This window comes from Paenibacillus sp. SJS-P3 (genome assembly GCF_056711585.1).
On record NZ_CM160043.1, the window covers coordinates 716,039 to 732,971 of the forward strand.

At 58.5% G+C, this 16,933-nt stretch carries 12 protein-coding genes; 10 read left to right on the forward strand and 2 right to left on the reverse strand.

The genetic code is table 11. From position 1 onward, the window contains the following. The first annotated feature begins 30 nt into the window (after positions 1 to 30). Both AC06G8_RS03325 and AC06G8_RS03330 read left to right on the forward strand, forming a co-directional pair. Positions 31 to 1,785 (forward strand): cache domain-containing sensor histidine kinase, encoded by a 1,755-nt coding sequence (locus AC06G8_RS03325; RefSeq protein ID WP_447662290.1) that lies wholly within the window; start codon positions 31 to 33, stop codon positions 1,783 to 1,785. Continuing rightward, entirely contained in the window at positions 1,778 to 3,364 is a 1,587-nt protein-coding gene (locus AC06G8_RS03330; protein ID WP_480284359.1) for a helix-turn-helix domain-containing protein, read from the forward strand. The genes AC06G8_RS03325 and AC06G8_RS03330 overlap by 8 nt, the downstream gene beginning before the upstream one ends. Positions 3,365 to 3,431: 67 nt before the next feature. On the opposite strand, the gene AC06G8_RS03335 is transcribed toward AC06G8_RS03330, so the two are convergent. Continuing rightward, positions 3,432 to 3,998: a DUF302 domain-containing protein gene (locus AC06G8_RS03335; RefSeq protein WP_480284360.1), complete on the reverse strand. Its 567-nt coding sequence runs from the start codon at positions 3,996 to 3,998 to the stop codon at positions 3,432 to 3,434. 206 nt (positions 3,999 to 4,204) lie between these two features. Beyond that, positions 4,205 to 4,456, reverse strand: a complete 252-nt coding sequence (locus AC06G8_RS03340) for a YolD-like family protein (protein ID WP_076358590.1) — start codon at positions 4,454 to 4,456, stop codon at positions 4,205 to 4,207. Between the two features lie 394 nt (positions 4,457 to 4,850). Here AC06G8_RS03340 and AC06G8_RS03345 point away from each other — a divergent pair, with 394 nt between their 5' ends. The 8 genes from AC06G8_RS03345 (at position 4,851) to AC06G8_RS03380 (ending at position 16,933) form a co-directional block, all read left to right on the forward strand. Next, on the forward strand, positions 4,851 to 5,519 hold the full coding sequence (locus tag AC06G8_RS03345; RefSeq protein ID WP_480284361.1) for a hypothetical protein: 669 nt from the start codon (positions 4,851 to 4,853) through the stop codon (positions 5,517 to 5,519). 195 nt (positions 5,520 to 5,714) lie between these two features. After that, positions 5,715 to 6,563: a copper amine oxidase N-terminal domain-containing protein gene (locus AC06G8_RS03350; RefSeq protein ID WP_480284362.1), complete on the forward strand. Its 849-nt coding sequence runs from the start codon at positions 5,715 to 5,717 to the stop codon at positions 6,561 to 6,563. Between the two features lie 357 nt (positions 6,564 to 6,920). Continuing rightward, positions 6,921 to 7,883 carry a carbohydrate ABC transporter permease gene (locus AC06G8_RS03355; RefSeq protein WP_480285374.1) on the forward strand — a complete coding sequence of 321 codons (963 nt, stop codon included), beginning with the start codon at positions 6,921 to 6,923 and terminating at the stop codon, positions 7,881 to 7,883. After that, positions 7,880 to 8,716, forward strand: coding sequence for a carbohydrate ABC transporter permease (locus tag AC06G8_RS03360; protein WP_447662296.1), 837 nt, complete (start codon positions 7,880 to 7,882; stop codon positions 8,714 to 8,716). Before AC06G8_RS03355 ends, AC06G8_RS03360 begins: the two co-directional genes overlap by 4 nt. Before the next feature lie 110 nt (positions 8,717 to 8,826). After that, on the forward strand, positions 8,827 to 10,611 hold the full coding sequence (locus AC06G8_RS03365; RefSeq protein WP_480284363.1) for a cache domain-containing sensor histidine kinase: 1,785 nt from the start codon (positions 8,827 to 8,829) through the stop codon (positions 10,609 to 10,611). Continuing rightward, complete coding sequence (locus tag AC06G8_RS03370) at positions 10,586 to 12,205, forward strand: response regulator (protein WP_447662298.1); 1,620 nt, start codon at positions 10,586 to 10,588, stop codon at positions 12,203 to 12,205. The genes AC06G8_RS03365 and AC06G8_RS03370 overlap by 26 nt, the downstream gene beginning before the upstream one ends. Before the next feature lie 133 nt (positions 12,206 to 12,338). Next, positions 12,339 to 13,628 carry an ABC transporter substrate-binding protein gene (locus AC06G8_RS03375; protein ID WP_480284364.1) on the forward strand — a complete coding sequence of 430 codons (1,290 nt, stop codon included), beginning with the start codon at positions 12,339 to 12,341 and terminating at the stop codon, positions 13,626 to 13,628. Positions 13,629 to 13,870: 242 nt separating this feature from the next. Continuing rightward, positions 13,871 to 16,933 (forward strand): hybrid sensor histidine kinase/response regulator, encoded by a 3,063-nt coding sequence (locus AC06G8_RS03380; RefSeq protein WP_480285375.1) that lies wholly within the window; start codon positions 13,871 to 13,873, stop codon positions 16,931 to 16,933.

The window sequence follows — 16,933 nt, forward strand, 5'->3', positions numbered from 1 at the left end:
TTTCGGAACGCGGACGGGAGGCAGGGCGCCATGCGCATGCCGTTGATAAGCTGGAGGCAGAAGCTGATCGTAATGTCCCTGCTCTGTCTTGTCGTGCCATCCGTCATCACCCTCATCCTGCTTGGGCTGTATGCGAAAAACGAGCTGAAGGCCAAGGCGGTCGAGAAGGCGGAGCAGTCGCTGGAAGTGGCCGAGCTGTATACGTCCAATATCATGCAGGATATGGTAAACGCTTTCAATTCGATCCAATACGACAGCGAGACGATTACGGATATACGCATCGCCTGGAACAAATACAAGCAGGACGGGACGGGCAAGGTCGATTTCTTCTCGTTCCGGCATCTCTCGGAGAAGCTGGACCGGATCACCTTTTTCGGCGGAGAGACCTATGTGACCATTCTGCTGCCCAATGGCCTGTACTTCACGAATTATTCGACCTACGACAACAGCCTGAGCTTCATGTACAAGGAGAAGTGGCTGGAGGAGATGGCCGCCGAGCCGGGCAACACGACCGCCTGGCTGGGCACGCAGCACAACTACATCCGATCGGAAGCCGACAAATATCCAAATGTGGTCACGATCATCCGCAAGTTCCAGCTGTACAACAACGGCGTGAGCGCCTATATCATCCTGAGCAAGCCCGAAGGCCAGTTCCGGCAAATATTCGCTCGATACGAAGGCGACCCGGTGCTGATGCTGCTGGATAAAAACGGGACGATCGTCTCCCATACCGACCCTTCGCAAATCGGGTCCAAGGCTCCAGTGCCAGCCCCGCCGCAGGGACATAACGGCCGCTCCGAATGGAACGGAGCCGACTATTTGACGGTAAGCCACACGCTGCCCTTCGCCGGGTGGAGCCTGCTCAGCCTCACTCCGTACGAAAAAGTCACAAGCGGAATCGGCAGCATGTTCAACCGGACGTTCGTGCTGCAGCTTTCATTCTTCCTGCTGTTCGCCCTTTTGCTGCTCTATTTTCTCAACCAATGGACGAAGCCCGTCATCCGGCTCGCGCGGACGGCCTCCAAGGTCGAGAAAGGATTTCTGGACGAGCGCTCGGGCGTCAGAGGGCGGCATGAGGTCGGATTCCTGGGGCTTGCCTTCGACCGTATGCTGGATCGCATCTCGGACATGATCGTGCAGATCGAGGAGGAGCAGACCCGCAAGCGGATGGCCGAGCTCGAGCTTCTGCAGGCGCAGATCAATCCCCATTTTCTGTTCAATACGCTCAACTCCATCCGCATGCAGGTCATTCTGAAGGGCGAAGAGGAAATCGGAGGCATTATCGGCTCGCTGTCCACGCTGCTGCGCATGACGATCAACCGCAACAACGAGTATATTCCGCTGCACGAAGAGGTCGCTACCGTCGGGCATTACATGCAGCTGATGAACTTCCGGCATCATGAGCATGCGGAGCTCAACGTCAATCTGGCCTCGGACACGCTGCTGGCGTCGATTCCACGGTTCACGCTGCAGCCGCTTGTGGAGAACGCTTACATCCATGGCCTGCGCCAAAAGAGCGGAGAAATCGCCATTACTTCCTGGAAGCGGCAGGGGACGCTCTTCATTCAAATCCACGACGACGGCATCGGCATGGCCGAAGAGGTGCTGGAGCGGTTCCGCAGCGGCGCCCCGATGTCCGGCATCGGCCTCAGGAACGTGAAGGAGCGGCTGCAGATCATGTATGGAATCCGGTTTGAGATGGAAATGATGAGCGAGCCTGGTGCGGGCTTGAGGATCATCCTGAAAATTCCGCTGCAAAGCAGGGAGGAGCTCATCCATGCATAAAGCCATTCTGGTGGATGACGATGTGGCGGTGCTGGCCTTTCTCAAGCAGCTCGTGCCTTGGGAAGATTTCGGCTTCGAGCTGGCGGGGACATATACGAACGCGCTGGATGCTCTTGAAGCGTGCCGAGGGGGATACCCTGACCTGATCATGACCGATATCGGCATGCCGGAGCTGGACGGGCTCAGCTTTATTCGGAGGGCGCAGTCCGAGGGGGCCAAGAGCCGGTTCGTCATCCTGTCCTGCCACGATGAGTTCCATTATGCCCAGCAGGCCGTTCAGCTTGGCGTTCAGGATTACATGCTCAAGGAGTCGCTGACCCGTCAGGGCATCGCGGAAATGATCCGCAAGGTTCAGGTCAAGATCGAAGAGGATCAGAGCCTGAAAATCAAGGTGGACCGGCTCAGCATCCAGGCAAGCAAGAGCAAGGCGGCAGCCAAGGAGCAGTGGCTGAGAGAGGTTCTCTCATCGGCATATGCCGATCCTTCGACTTTGCTGGAACAGCTGCGGGAGCATGGACTGCCCGCCCGCCTGGGACATTTCCTTCCGCTGATGTTCCGATCCCACCGGCATCAGGAGGCGATCGACCGCTACCGGCAGGAGGATGCCGTCAGGTTCATCGTGGAGAACGCAGCCGAGGAGCTGCTGCGGGACGAGCCGGACATGCTGTTCATGGGGCATGCGGGAAGCTCATTTTTCCTGATCTACGGATACAGGAGAGACTTGGCGCGCAATCCCTACGAGCATGCCGCCTCCGCTGCGGGGAAGCTGCAGCGGGCGTTCGCCGGCGTGCTGAAGCTTAAGTATTCCGTTGCGATCGGAGAGGAAGCCTCGACGGGAGCAAGCCTCAGGCGGCAGCTGATCGAGCTGCAGGAAGCCGGAGAGCGGCTCTTCTATTCCGAAGGGCCGGTCGCGGTCAAGAAGGCTGAGCTGCAGCGGGAATGGAATCGGGAGGATCCCTTCGCCCATCATTTCCACTACGCGGAGCGCTTCGGCCGCCTGCTGCTGGAGACGGGCGACGACGTCGGCCCGGCCGTGGAGGCGTTCATCGGCTTGATGGCGGAACGCCGGTTCCAGCCTGCGGCTGTCAAGCAGCTGGTCTGGAAGCTTGCCCTCGACCTGCTGCTCAAGCTGCGGCTCGGCATGGCGTACGACAAGGAGAGGGTGCAGCAGGAGATTGGCCGCATGATGCATGTCAGCGAGCTCAGGGACTGGCTGGCCAAGTTTTTGGCGGAAGCCGTCTCCCAGGCCGGACGAATCGCGAGCAGCAGCAAAAAGACCGAGATCGTGGATGCTCAGAACTACATCCGGATGCACCTGAACCGGAAAATCTCGCTCGAAGAGGCGGCGGAATACCTGCATCTGAATCCAAGTTATTTCAGCCGCCTCTTCAAGAAAGAGACCGGAGAAAACTTCATCGAGTTCGTGAACCGGATGAAGATGGAGCGGGCGATGGCCCTCATCAGCGATTCCGGAAAGTCGGTCGAAGAGGCGGCATTTTCGCTCGGATACGACAATAAAAGCTACTTCATCAAGCTTTTCAAGCAGCATCACGGAATCGCGCCCAGCCGAATCGTCTGATGGTCATTTTGCCTATGGCGAAGCTGCCGGCCGATGCCGGAGTCGAGAAGGTCATAAGGTCATAAGGTCATAAGGAGCTGCTTTCTCTTTCCTCAGGGGTCTGCATCCGATTGTTCCTTACGATGCACTGCACGACACCGTGCATGCGCCAATCCAGCAAAGAACCGTACGGATACAAGGCCGGCTGGTTCAATGTCGCCAAAAAAGATGATGGCCGCTCGTAGCTGATTGTAGCACCGGCGGGACTGCCGTCATCATAAAGACAAACCCGGAACGGCACGAACAAGCTGGATCTGATATCGATCGTGAGGATCGGTTCGGCGACGACTCCATTCCCGACGAGATATAAAACACATTTTTTGATGCCGTCATGAAGCGAGACCAGCCGGCCTTGATCGATTTTGCAGAAGATCATCAGCCCGTGAGGGCCAGCCATTTGGGCGAATGCCTGCTGGACCTTTTCCCAGGAAGCCTGCTCGTTGACGAGCGAGGTTTTAGCGTTGCTGTCCCAATGCCCCATTTCTCGCTCGAACGCAGCCACAAGGGCCTCATAGCTGAGCCCCGATGGGATATCTTCGCGGACGGTCGTCAACCATGAAGCCGTTCTGTTAGGAATAAAAGGGCCGTTTGCCATTGCAGCGGAAGCCTCCCCTTGCGATTCTTTTTTCTCCTCATCCTATTCCTTAGAACGAAAGGTTAGAGCCTCCATCCACGGAGCTGGCTTGCCAGGCTTCGAGCTCAAGCCTGCTGCATGCGGCGGCTGGACGTCTGGGAGACGGGGAGGCCGCATAACAAAAACCCAGGAGCGAAAGGCCCTGGGTTATCATCTGATTCGAAATTTCAATCTCTAGGATAGTCCACGGACATGATGTCCATGAACGGAATTTTGACAACATCCTGTGCCTGCTGGACATGAACCTTGCCCGTGCGAGAATCCATGACCACGATCTGCCCTCTCACGAACTCCTCCCGACCCCAGACCGTCAGAACGATTTCCGAATTTTCCTGATACGCTTCGGTTATTTGGTTCCCTATTTCCTCCAGGACGAACTCATCTCTCGTGGGACGCTTAGGGACTTTTGCCTTTGCCATTGTTCAACCTCCTGTTGCCAATTGCCGTTCAAATCCCATGCGGCCAGCCTGCTTATAAGCCTCATAACCTCATGGACGGGTTCGAGGGACGGCGTATCCAAACCATTCGTTTTAAAGTGCAAACTCCATATGTCGTTCCTATGAATGATAGATGCGCCATATCTATGGACATGGATACCTTCACTATTTTCCCAATAAACAAGGCCGCCGATGTCGTTTTTTTCTATCGGGGGTTAGTATAGCATACTTCAATTCAACCTGAATGGTCATCATAAATTCATTCGAAATGGCCGCCAAATTGCAACCTTCATGACGCTCCGACTCGTTTCCTTGAGTAGAAAGGGGAGGCGGCCGTGAACATGTATATCCGGATGCACAGACGGGAGGAAGCGCGATGAAACGTACTTGCCTGCTGCTGGCGCTTTTATTTACTCTGTGCGGATGTGAGAGCAGCGACGAAAAAAACACTCCTGCTGCCGTGGAAGATATCAACGCGAAGGGTGACATAAGCACAGCAGCCTTGCCCGTCACGAAGGGCTCGACAGATACCCCCGGCTTTTCCGTCGAGAATGAAAACGATGTGGCTGATTCGGATTTTGAACCGGCTTTTGAAATGTGCGCGAAAGCTTTGTCCGACTATTACAAGGCGATCTGGAACGGCTCGGAGATCGATTTGGATGCTTATATCGATAACAGAAACCTTAACCAGTACATGCAAAAGAAGATCGCAGCCCAATATGAATTGTTCCTCAAGAACAACCTTGTGGATAATCGCGTGACAGATGTAGATATTGGCGCTGGTAAAGCAGAGTACGCTGGAGGAAATAAGAGCTACGTCTATTTGAAATTGGATGCGCGCGTTGAAAAGGATGTAGGCAGCTATGCTGAACCTACCGAGTTTCTTGTCCATCGTTCAAATGGAAAGGCAGTCATTGTGGATTGGTATGCGAGCGGTAAGGATAGCTTCGATTCCATCGTACGCGGGCATAGTCAGACGATCGACAATCCTGATATCTGGAATGACAGCGACTGGGTAGAGAAATTAGCTCTTCGAACGGATTGAGCCGCACATGCAAGCGACACGGAGACTCTTATCCGACGCGGTCGACCTGTTGAGGCCGAACCGGCACTTATCCACAGCTGGAGCCGAGTTATTATCCACAGTCTGTGGGTAATGACTCGGGCAGCAACCTATTTTCCAGGGTTCCGTCTGTAAGACTGTCTTATCCTAATTGACTGATAAAGGATGGATTGAAAAATGAAGATCATAATTCCCGGCCTCTTTCTTGCAGCAGCCGTGCTCGTCTCGTCGCCTGCCGCCCATGCGGCAAGCAGCCCAATCAAAGTTGATGGCGTAGCTGTCGCTTCGGATGTGAAGCCTGAAATGAAGAACAACCGCACCATGGTGCCTTTGCGTGTAATCAGCGAAAATTTGGGAGCTGCGGTCGATTGGTCCAATTCGGAAGTGACGCTGACGAAGAACGAGATGAAAGTGGTTCTAAAAGCCAACAGCGCGACTGCGGTAAAAAATGGCGAAAAGGTTCAGCTGGACGCCAAGCCGTACGTCAAAAACAATCGGGTTCTCGTTCCGCTTCGCTTTATAGCCGAAACCTTTGGCTGCACGGTCGGTTACAGCCATTCCACGGCAACGGTCGATTCTCCGCCGTTGGTCATTAATGATATCAAAGTAAAGACCCTTCAGACCGAATACCATATGACCATGGGCGGCGTCGTCGAGCAGATCAATGGGAATTCCTATATCGATTCCATCTACAAGCTCATTGATAGCAGCAAAGGCCAGAAGGTCGATGCGCCTGCCAGCTTCGCGTGGAGGGTCAACATCGATGTGCCTGGGTCCTATTATAAAAATAAACAATATGACTTCATGGACAGCAAAGGAAGCAGCGTGAAGCGTTATGATGTTTATTCTTTGGTCGAGGCTTTCCCGGCTGAGGATCTGAAAGGATTTGCAAAGGTGTTGGTTCATGACGCCAAGGGCAATCAATGGTATTCGTTCAGCGAGACAGCCAGAGATTCCCTGGCGAAGCTGACGGAATCAGCCTCCTCGAACGGTTATTCGAAGGTAATCAGCAACACGGTTGTTTAAGGCGCGGTCGCTGACAGTCCTTTTCACCTGACCAGGCAGGCGCCTGACAGGCTTTGCTCATCGGGGAGCCTGTCCTCCAGCTTGAACATGTATTCCCAAGCCGCATCTCTCCAAAAGTGGAGGGAGCGGCTTTGTTGGTTAGGACTAATGGCAATTGAAATGGCAGAAGGAGAAATGGTCAAATTGCTTTACGAGGAAGCCTTCTCTCGAAGCTTTATAGGCATCAGATGCGGATAGGTTCCCCTCAATCTTCCCGATCGGTCAATAGTGAAAGAATTCGTGCATTTCCCGGCTTCACCCCCTTATCCTCATCCTCTATACTAGGCTCATCAACAAGCGAGAGGTGAATTCATGGGCATGCCATCATCCATCCAACCTGCTGACAAAGCCGGAGTCCGTTCAAATGTGAAAGCGATTTCTACTAGAGCCGGACGGCGATGGAACGCGCCGGTCGTCGGTTATCTGTTCATCGCGCCGTGGCTTCTCGGCTTCCTGATCCTGCAGCTGTGGCCGATCATCCAATCCTTCTATCTGTCCATGACCGAGTTCTCCCTGCTGGAGCCGGCCCGCTGGATCGGTCTCGACAATTACCGGCATATTTCCCATGACCGATTGTTCTTCAATTCCCTGCGGGTCACCTTCGTGTACGTCGCTGCTTCAGTGCCGCTCAAGCTGATCGCCGCGCTGCTGGTGGCCATGCTGCTGAACCGGCAGATCCGGGGAATTTCGATCTACCGCACGATCATCTATCTGCCCTCTCTAATTGGAGGAAGCCTGGCCGTAGCCGTGCTGTGGCGCAATATATTCGGTCTCAACGGATTCGTCAACCAGCTGGCCATCCTCGTGGGCATCGCCCCCAAGAACTGGATCGGCACGCCGTCCACGGCCCTGGGCACGCTGGTGCTCTTGACCGCCTGGCAGTTCGGCTCCTCCATGATCATCTTCCTCGCCGGGCTCAAGCAGATTCCTCCCGAGCTGTACGAGGCGGCGTCGGTGGACGGAGCCTCGAGGCTGCGCAAGTTCTTCCGCATCACGCTGCCCATGCTGTCGCCCGTCATTCTGTTCAATCTCGTCATGGGCATCATCAATGCCTTCCAGATGTTCACCTCCGCCTACATCGTGACGAACGGAGGGCCCGTCAATTCGACGGAGATGTTCGCGCTGTTCCTGTACAACAAGGCGTTCGGATCGCTGCAGATGGGTTATGCCTCGGCGCTGGCGTGGATCCTGCTCGTCATCATCGGCTTCGTCACGGCGCTCAACTTCATCGTGTCGAAGTATTGGGTCTTCTATGAAACGGAAACGGAGGGACGAAAATGACCGGCGCGCTCCGAAAAAGCAATCTGCTCGTCCATCTGGTTATGATTGCGTCTTGTCTAATCATGTTCTATCCCCTGCTCTGGTGGATCGGGGCTTCCTTCAAATCGACGGCGGAGCTGGGACAGCCCGGCCTGTTCCCGAAGCAGTGGCTGTGGCAGAACTACACCGAAGGCTGGGTGGCCCTGCCGAAATATACGTTCACGAGGTTCTTTGAGAACAGTCTCATGCTGAACGCCTCGACTACGCTCCTGCATGTGGTCTCGGCCAGCCTGGTCGCCTTCGGCTTCGCGAGGCTCACCTTTCCGCTCAAGGGCATGTGGTTCTCGATCCTGCTCCTGACCCTGATGCTGCCCGGCCAAGTCACGCTGATCCCGCAGTATACGATGTTCCACTCCTTCAACTGGGTCAATACCTATCTGCCGCTGATCGTGCCGTCCGCGATGGGAGGAGCCTTCTTCATCTTCCTCATCGTGCAGTTCATCCGGGGCATTCCGCGCGAGCTCGACGAATCGGCGAAGATCGACGGCTGCTCCTGGTTCGGCATCTATGCGCGGATCATCATGCCCTTGACCGTTCCGGCGCTGATCACGGTGACGATTTTCTCGTTCATCTGGGGATGGGACGATTACTTCGGCCCGCTGATCTATCTCAACAGCGTCGACAAATACACGGTGCCGCTCGCCCTGCGCATGTTCATCGACACGCAGTCAGCCGTCGCCTGGGGCCAACTGCTGGCAATGTCGCTCTTGTCCGTGCTCCCGCCGGTGCTGATCTTCTTCCTGGCGCAAAAGCATTTCGTCGAGGGCATCGCCACCTCGGGCCTGAAGGGGTGATCGTCAGGACTCTGGCGCAGCCGGGCGGGCAGGGATACAATGGGGGCCCAAGGGAGCCGCAGCCGGCAGGGCGGCTTTCCCGCCAGTAGACGAGAAAAGGGCTGATCCTCATGAACCCGTTCCGCAAGCATCGCGTTGATTATGTGTTTTTTCTAAGCTTTGCCGCCTTCATCGGCATGCTGGTCACGGTCATCATGACTGTCAGCTACCAGCTGTCGGCCCGCGAGCAGGCGAGCAGCGCTTCGGTCTATCAGCAGGCTGTGCTCCAGCAGCTGAACAAGCAGCTGACGGATCAGATGGATGCGGTCGAGCAGACCGCTCTGCTCATTTCAATCCATTCCCAGATGGCGGGCTACCTGACGAGCAAGGGGGATTATTTCACCCTCAAGAAGGCAAGGGACGAGCTGAACAAGGATTACCTGGCGCCGATGCTGAACAGCTCGCGCTCCATGTTCTCGTTCCAGGTCTACATGAATGCCCCTCTGCAGGTCGATCCCAACGCTTCGATTCAGTACTTGCCACTGGCTAGTGCAAGAGCGGAGAACTGGTATAGCGCGGTCGAAAAGGCAGATTCCGTCTGGATCGGTCAGCGTGGCATCGGCTCCCCCCAGGGGAGGCAGCAGGTGGTCAGCTTCATCCGCAGGATCAATACTCCGGACGGCGTCAATCTGGGCATCTTCATCATCAATGTGCGCGTTCGATTCCTCCAGTCGATCCTGACAGAGGACAATTCCTCGGCCAGCCGGCTGCTGCTCGACTCCGGAGGCCGCATGATCATGCATACGCAGAGCGCTCCGCCGCCAGGCGAGATTCAGGCGGTGCTGGCACAGGTGCGGGGGGATGCGGGCCATGCGCGCCAGCAGCTGGCCGCTGCCGGTTCGCTGCCGGAGAAGGATATGCTGACCGTCTGGTCCCGTACGACGCCCAACAGCTGGATGCTGGTGGAGCTGACGCCCTGGAAGACCATCACGGGAGGGAGCGTGCGCCTCGCCTGGACGTTGGCGGGAGTAGGCGCCGCCGCGATTTTGCTGGCGCTGTTTTTCACTCTCTACTTGTCCCGCAGCTTCACCCGTCCGATCCGGCAGCTCGTACAGCTGATGCAGTCGTTCTCGCCGGGCCGGCGCTCCCAGGCTCTGCCGACCGAATACCGCAATGAATTCGGCAGCCTGTTCGGCGGCTACCGCAAGCTGACGGAGAGAATCGAGGGGCTGTACCAGTCGCTTGATCAGCAGCATCAAGCCCAGCGCCGGGCAGAGATCCGGGCGCTTCAGGCGGCGATCAATCCCCATTTTCTCTACAACACGCTGGATCAGCTCAACTGGATGGCGATTGAGGCGGGCCAGGAGAAAATCAGCCACGTCGTGGAGCTGATGGGGCGGATGTTCCGCATTGGCCTATCCGGCGGCGAGACGATGATTCCGCTGCAGGAGGAGCTGCAGCTCGTGGAGAGCTATCTGGGGATCCAGCAGGTGAAGTGGCGGGACGGGCTGGAGTACCGGATCGAGATCGCCAGCGAGCTGCGGGAGCTGCTCGTACCCAAGATGACGCTGCAGCCCTTTGTGGAAAATGCGATCGTGCACGGGTTCCATGGCCGCCGCAGGGGGCTCGTCACGATTACGGGCGAGCTGCGGGACAAAGGAATGCTGCTCACGGTCCGGGATGACGGCATCGGGCTGAGGGAGGACTGGAATACCCGCAAGCGGACAAGGACCGGCGGATACGGAGTCCGCAACGTGACGGAAAGAATCGAGGTGCTGTTCGGCCGGCCTTATGGGATCAAGCTCCGCGCCCTTCCGGAAGGGAAGGGGACGGAGGTGGACATTTATCTGCCGAATAGGGAGGATCACGGAGTCGAAAGGGGCGACCAGCATGTGGACGATCGCGATCGTGGATGACGACCGGCAGGTGCTGGACGGCATGTCCCGTCTCATCCCTTGGGAGCAGCTTGATGCCAGGCTGGTCGGGGAGGCGTCGGACGGCGAGGAAGGTCTGCGCCTGATCGGGGAGAGGAACCCGGACATCGTCATCACGGACATCTACATGCCGGTGATGAACGGGCTCGACATGATCGAGGAGCTGCGCAGGCAGGCATACGGAGGCAAGATCATCATTTTGAGCGGGTATTCCGATTTTGATTATGCGCGCAAGGCGCTGAGGCTCTCGGTGGACGATTATTTGCCCAAGCCGGCCTCTCTCCATACGATCCGCGAGGTGCTGGAGCGGGTGGCGGGGGAGCTGTCCAGGCAAAAGGCGGTGGAAAGCGAGGAGCGGAGAATCCGTGAAAAGCTGCTTCAGTTCGAGCCATATTGGGAACGGGAGTGGGCAAAGTCGGTGCTGACGGGCGGAGAGCCGTCGCCGGCGGGAGCGGCCGCCGGGTTGCCGGAGAAGCTTGGCTGGAGGAACGCGCAGGTCATCACGCTGGCTCTGGAGCTGCGGAGGCAGGGAAGGATGGAGGGCATGTCCGTCCGCGACTGGAGCTTGTTCCGCTTCGCCATCGGCAACATGGTGGAGGAGCTGGCCGGGCATGCCGGCATGCGAAGCTTCTTTTTGGAGCTGCACAGCCATCATATGGCGATTCTGCTCAGCAAGCCGCTGACCTGGCCGGAGCCGGTCTTCCGGCAGGAGGCGCTGGAGCTGGCGGGACGCATCATCGCTGCCGCCGACAGCTGCCTCCAGGTCAAGCTCCGGATCGGATCCGGCTCGCGTAAGGCCGATTGGAGACATGCGGCGCATTCCACGGAGGAAGCGTTCCAGGCGCTGGCCTCCCGGCGGGAGCCCCACCCGGTCCATCCATGCGTCTATGTGCATGCGGAGGGCGGCCGCCCTCCCGGCAGCGGTCGGGAGCATCGGCCCGTCTGGTTCTTCCAGGAGATGGCGGATGCCATCCGCAGCTTCGACGAGCAGCGGGCGCTGCTGGCGCTGGAGCAGTTTTGCCGCGAAGGGGGAGGAGCGGCAAGCCTCGATGGGACGGAGCTGGAGGCAATCGGGGCGCAGCTGTTCGCGATCCTGTCCTTCACGCTGTACGAATCCGGAATACGGCTGGACGACACGCTTGCGCCGTCGGAGCTTGCCCGCGAGCTCGCCCTTGTAGAAGGCGTGCCTCAGTGGAGGGAGTGGGCCGCGGAGAAGATTCGCTTCGTCTGCTCGCGGTTTGCACCTAACGAGAACCTGAAGCATAAGGAAACGGTCGACTTCATCATCCAGTACATCCACGAGCATTATGCCGAAAATATCCATCTGCAGGATCTGGCCGATCGAGTCTATATCTCGAAAAATTACCTCAGCACGCTCTTCCGCCAGGCGACGGGAGAGACGTTCGGCGACTACCTGACGCGGGTGCGCATGGAGCGGGCCAAAAGCATGGTGCTGGAGAAGCGGCTGCTCGTTGCGGAGATAGCCGAGAAGGTCGGCTACCGCAACGTGCCGTATTTCACCACGTTGTTCAAGCGTCACACAGGCAAAAGCCCGACGGAATTCTACAAGGCCTAAGACAGGACAGGCGCAGGTTCGTAAAATCAAGAAAGATTTTGGGCTTCCGCCGTCTGTAAGCGGAGCGCTCGGATTGGTACGCTGGGGAAGCAAGGGAATCGGGTTAGGATCATTCGAGGGAGGCTGACAAGGGATGGGAAATCGGAAACGCCGCCTGGCGGCAGGCTTCATGATTCCGCTCCTGATGGGATTGTCGCTGAGCGCATGCAGCGGCGTCAAACAGGAAGAGGCGGGAACGACTGACGGAGGAAGCGGCAAGGCCGTCAAGCTCCGGATCATGTGGTGGGGATCGCAGGCCCGCCATGACGCGACATTGAAGGCGCTCGACCAATATGCGAAGACCCATCCCGGCGTCACCTTCGAGCCGGAGTATCAATCATTCGACGGCTACCAGGACAAGCTGTCCACGATGTCGGCGGGCAAGAACACGCCGGATCTGTTCCAGATGGATGCGGCGTGGTTCAATGACTGGGCCTCGAGCGGGAGGCTCGAGGATCTTTCTTCCGTACCGGCTGCGGACATCGACAAGTCCCTGCTCGAGACCGGCACGTACGAGGGCAAGCTGTACGCGATGCCCCTCGGCAACAACGCCTGGGGCATGGTCTACAACAAGACGATGATGGACAGCCTCGGCATCCAGCCGCCGTCGACATGGGAGGAATTTTTCCGGATGGCCCGGGACATCAAGCCCAAGCTGGCGAAGGACCAGTATATGAGCAAGGATATGACGGCGGACGGAGCCTTCTATATGAGCTACCAACTGAGTATGGGCAAGGGCTACAGCCTCAGCAAGGATGGCAAGTTCCACTACGACGAGGCGACCTGGAAGGACTGGATGAACAAATGGGCGGCTCTGCGAAAAGACAAAATCGTGGCTCCGCCGGACGTAACCGTGTCCGACAAGGGCCAGGACGCGCAGATGGATCTGCTCGTGCAGAAGAAGATTCTGCTCAAGGGCTCCCACGCGGCGGAATTCGGCGGCTTCGATGCGCTGATGCCGGGCGATCTGGCGCTCACGGCGCTGCCGCGCGGCACCCAGGCCAGCGGCTGGCTGAAGGCTTCCATGTACTGGAGCGTCAGCCCGACCAGCAAGCACAAGGAAGAGGCGAAGAAGTTCATCGACTGGTTCGTGAACAGCGAGGAGGCGGCAGCGATTCTGGGCACCTCTCGCGGCATTCCGGTGTCCAAAACCGTGGTCGACGCCCTTCAGCAGAAGTTCACCGCCGTGGATAAGAGCGCTCTCGGCCTGATCGAAACCGTGTCCAAGGACGGAGCCGCCTTCGACCCCGGCCCCGGCAGCAAAGGCGGCTGGGCGAACTTCACCAAGGAATACGACAATATCGTCCAGTCCATTCTTTTCGGCAAGATCAGCATTGACGAAGGCTGGAATCAGGTCGTTGGACTGAGCAAGGATCTTGGGTGACGTTCTCGGAGATTCTTTGTCAAAATGGGCTGTCCTCCAAAGCGAGGGCGGCCTTTTTGCGATTGGGGAGGCATGGAAGAAGCATCCCCCCAGATTACCTCCTGTTTATTATTCAATTCGAGCACGAAGATGCCCATTGCGACTTAATAGCCGACCCCGCTCTTCACGAAAGCTACTTTTTAACCGATAAATACTATCTAGGTTTATTGATATTTAAGTAGGTGGATGGGGGCATTATTTTGATGCGGAAGGTTGTCGGCATCATCTTCCTCGTGGTGTCGCTGAGCATCTGGATTCCGCTCGGCATCAGCTCGGAGCGAGGTTCGGAGCCGAACCGGCTGCGGGCGGAAAAAGGCGTGCTCGATCTGGCGGGCTGGGACGGCTCCGGACGGGTCGCGCTGAATGGCGAATGGGAGTTTTATTGGAACGAACTGCTTCCCCCGGGAGCGGCTTCCGAGCAGGGTGCGCCGTCTTGGATGGAAGTGCCGGGCGTATGGAGCGGGGGACAGGCAAGCGGGGAAGAGTGGCCGGCTTACGGGGCGGCGACCTACCGGCTGAGGCTTCTCCATGTGCCGGAGCCTGGCGTCTACGCGCTCAAAAAGACGAATATCCGCTTCGCCAGCGAGATTTACGTCAATGGGAAAAAGGTGCTGACCGACGGCGTGCCCGCGCTGAGCGAGAATGCCTATGTACCTGGCAATTCCCCGGGCCTGGCCGCATTCGAGCTGAAGAGCGGGGAATCGGAGATCGTCGTGCACGCGGCCAACTACGACTATCTCGATTCCGGCATCCCGATGCCGATCTACTTCGGCAAGCAGGAGGCCGTCGGCGCCGCCAACGAGCGGAGCTTGATCGGCGAGTCGGCCATCGCGGTCGTGCTCGCCGTCATCGGCCTTATCCATCTCGTTCTGTTCGCCGCGGTGTGGCTGTACGGGCAGCGGGACTACCCGCTGCTGCTGTTCGGCCTCACATGCTTGTGCCTGACCTTGTTCAACGGCCTCCTCGGAGAGAGGCCGCTTGCCTTGCTGCTGGACGGGCTGCCCTTCCAGGCGATGTACACGATCAAGGACATGAGCTCGCTTGCCGGCTACATCGTCTCCGTCTATCTGCTCCGGCTTCTGCAGGGAAACCGCCCCAACCGGTGGCTGCGCCTGTTCGTGCTGTCGCTGCTGGCCGGCCTCCTGATCTTCCCCTTCCTCAGCATCCGGGCGTATTTGCCGGTCTACCGTGTCGTCATCTTCATCGAGCAATTGCTGATGGTCTGGCTGCTGTGGAGCGCGGCGGCGCATTACGTGCGGGCAGCCAGCGCCAAGAGGTACGAGGCGATGCTGCTGGTGTTGGCGGTGCTGCTGCTGAATCTATATGCTTTCAGCTGCTTCCTGTTCGGCATGTCGCTGCTAGGCTCCCTGCTGCTGGGCCGGATCTATCTCATTCTGTTCAGCCTGGTCGTCTTTCTGATCATCGTCTATCGCTTCTACTCGGCGATCCGCGAGATGAATCATATGCATCGCAAGCTGCTGCAGCTGGATCGCCAGAAGGACGAGTTCCTCTCGTCGACGACCTATCAGCTGAAGGCGCCGCTGCAGGATATCGTCCACCTGGCCGACAGCGCAGCCAAGAGCATGGCCATCCCGCCGGGCTCCGGTCCCGCGCGCAGCCTCGAGCTGATTGCCGGAACGGGGCGCAAGCTCGGGTATCTCGTCCAGGATATGCATGACTTCTCCCGGCTGAAGCATGAGGACATCCAGCCGGAGCTGCGCAACCTCGATTTGAGATCCGCAGTGGAATCGGTGCTTGGGCTGCACCGGTCGCTGCTGGGACGCCGGCCGGTCCTGCTGCTGAATCGGGTAAGGGAAGAGATGGCGGCAGTCTATGCGGACGAGGACCGGCTGGTGCAGATTCTTCATCGTCTGGTCGGACAAGCCGCGTTTCGGGCAGAGGAGGGCAAGATCGAGATCGATGCCGAGGAGCAGGGCGGCTTTGCCATCGTGACGATCGATTTTGTCGGGAAAAGAAAGCCGCAATCCTCCGATGAGCGCTTCGTCTCCGATCCTCCTCTGTCGGGCGAGGACTACGCCGATTTGGCGCTGCTGATCTCTCGCCGCTTGATCGAGCTCCAGGGAGGCCGGGTGCTGCAGCCGGCTGCGGGGGAAGCTGAGCTGCCGTTCCGATTTGCCCTGCAGCTTGAGGCGGAGCATGGCGGCAAGCCGGCCCGAAGGGGAACGGGAGCGAAGGAGCCGGCTGCCGCCGCCCATTTCCTCAAGGCCGCCCGCGATGGCAGGCAGGGTCCGGCCGTGCTCGTGGCCGATCCCGATGCTGCCAGCCTGCATGCGATCTCCCTGCTGCTGGAGCAGGACGGCTATCGGGTCGAGGCGGCCCATTCGCTGAAGCAGATGCGGGAGGCGCTCGGCCAGGACCGGGAGCTGTGCCTGGTGCTGCTCAGCGTATCGCTGACGGACAGCAGCGGCTACGAGGCGCTCGAGGGAATCCGGGAGCGCTTCTCGCCTTCCGAGCTTCCCGTTCTGATGCTGACCGGCCGGCGCCGGGAGGAGGACCGCAAGCTCGCCCTCGATCTCGGCGCGAACGATTATGTCGCCAAGCCCTTTCAGGCGGAGGAGCTGCTTGCCAGGGTTCGCAGCCTCATCAAGCTGCGGCAGTCGGTCAAGGAAGCGAGAGAGCGGGAGATCGCCTTCCTGCGCTCTCAGATCAATCCGCATTTCCTGTACAACGCGCTCGGCGCGATCGCGGAGCTATGCGTCGAAGATCCGGCGAAGGCGGAGGAGCTGACGCTGCATCTGTCCGGTTACTTGCGCGGAAGCTTTGACTTCCGGGAGCTGGACTCCTTGTCCACGCTCGGAGCGGAGATGAAGCTCATCGAGGCGTATGCCGCGATCGAGAAAGCCCGCTTCGGCTCCCGGCTGAAGGTGAGTCTCCGCTGCGACGCAGATCCGGGCTTGCGTTTCCCGCCTCTTCTGCTTCAGCCGCTCGTGGAGAACGCCATCCGCCACGGCCTTCTCTCCAGGGGGAGGGGCGGCGAGGTCAAGGTGACGATCTCCGAGCACGAAGGCTTCCTGCATGCGGCGGTGGAGGATGACGGCGCCGGATTCGACGCGGAGGCGATGTCGCTTCGGCTGCAGCAGCCGGAGCGCATCGGCGGAGTCGGGCTGTGGAATGTCAGCGAGCGGCTGCGGCTGCTGTACGGGGAGAAGCTGGACATAACAAGCCGGACGGGGCAAGGCTCGAGGCTGGCGTTCCGCGTTCCGGTCGCGGCCGGGCCCGCACGCGGCTATGACAAAGGAGGATGA

Excerpts from the sequence above, each read along its gene's own strand:
- AC06G8_RS03325 (WP_447662290.1), top strand. The coding sequence starts at position 31 with ATGCGCATGCCGTTGATAAGCTGGAGGCAGAAGCTGATCGTAATGTCC.
- AC06G8_RS03330 (WP_480284359.1), top strand. The coding sequence starts at position 1,778 with ATGCATAAAGCCATTCTGGTGGATGACGATGTGGCGGTGCTGGCCTTT.
- AC06G8_RS03335 (WP_480284360.1), bottom strand. The coding sequence starts at position 3,998 with ATGGCAAACGGCCCTTTTATTCCTAACAGAACGGCTTCATGGTTGACG.
- AC06G8_RS03340 (WP_076358590.1), bottom strand. The coding sequence starts at position 4,456 with ATGGCAAAGGCAAAAGTCCCTAAGCGTCCCACGAGAGATGAGTTCGTC.
- AC06G8_RS03345 (WP_480284361.1), top strand. The coding sequence starts at position 4,851 with ATGAAACGTACTTGCCTGCTGCTGGCGCTTTTATTTACTCTGTGCGGA.
- AC06G8_RS03350 (WP_480284362.1), top strand. The coding sequence starts at position 5,715 with ATGAAGATCATAATTCCCGGCCTCTTTCTTGCAGCAGCCGTGCTCGTC.
- AC06G8_RS03355 (WP_480285374.1), top strand. The coding sequence starts at position 6,921 with ATGCCATCATCCATCCAACCTGCTGACAAAGCCGGAGTCCGTTCAAAT.
- AC06G8_RS03360 (WP_447662296.1), top strand. The coding sequence starts at position 7,880 with ATGACCGGCGCGCTCCGAAAAAGCAATCTGCTCGTCCATCTGGTTATG.
- AC06G8_RS03365 (WP_480284363.1), top strand. The coding sequence starts at position 8,827 with ATGAACCCGTTCCGCAAGCATCGCGTTGATTATGTGTTTTTTCTAAGC.
- AC06G8_RS03370 (WP_447662298.1), top strand. The coding sequence starts at position 10,586 with ATGTGGACGATCGCGATCGTGGATGACGACCGGCAGGTGCTGGACGGC.
- AC06G8_RS03375 (WP_480284364.1), top strand. The coding sequence starts at position 12,339 with ATGGGAAATCGGAAACGCCGCCTGGCGGCAGGCTTCATGATTCCGCTC.
- AC06G8_RS03380 (WP_480285375.1), top strand. The coding sequence starts at position 13,871 with ATGCGGAAGGTTGTCGGCATCATCTTCCTCGTGGTGTCGCTGAGCATC.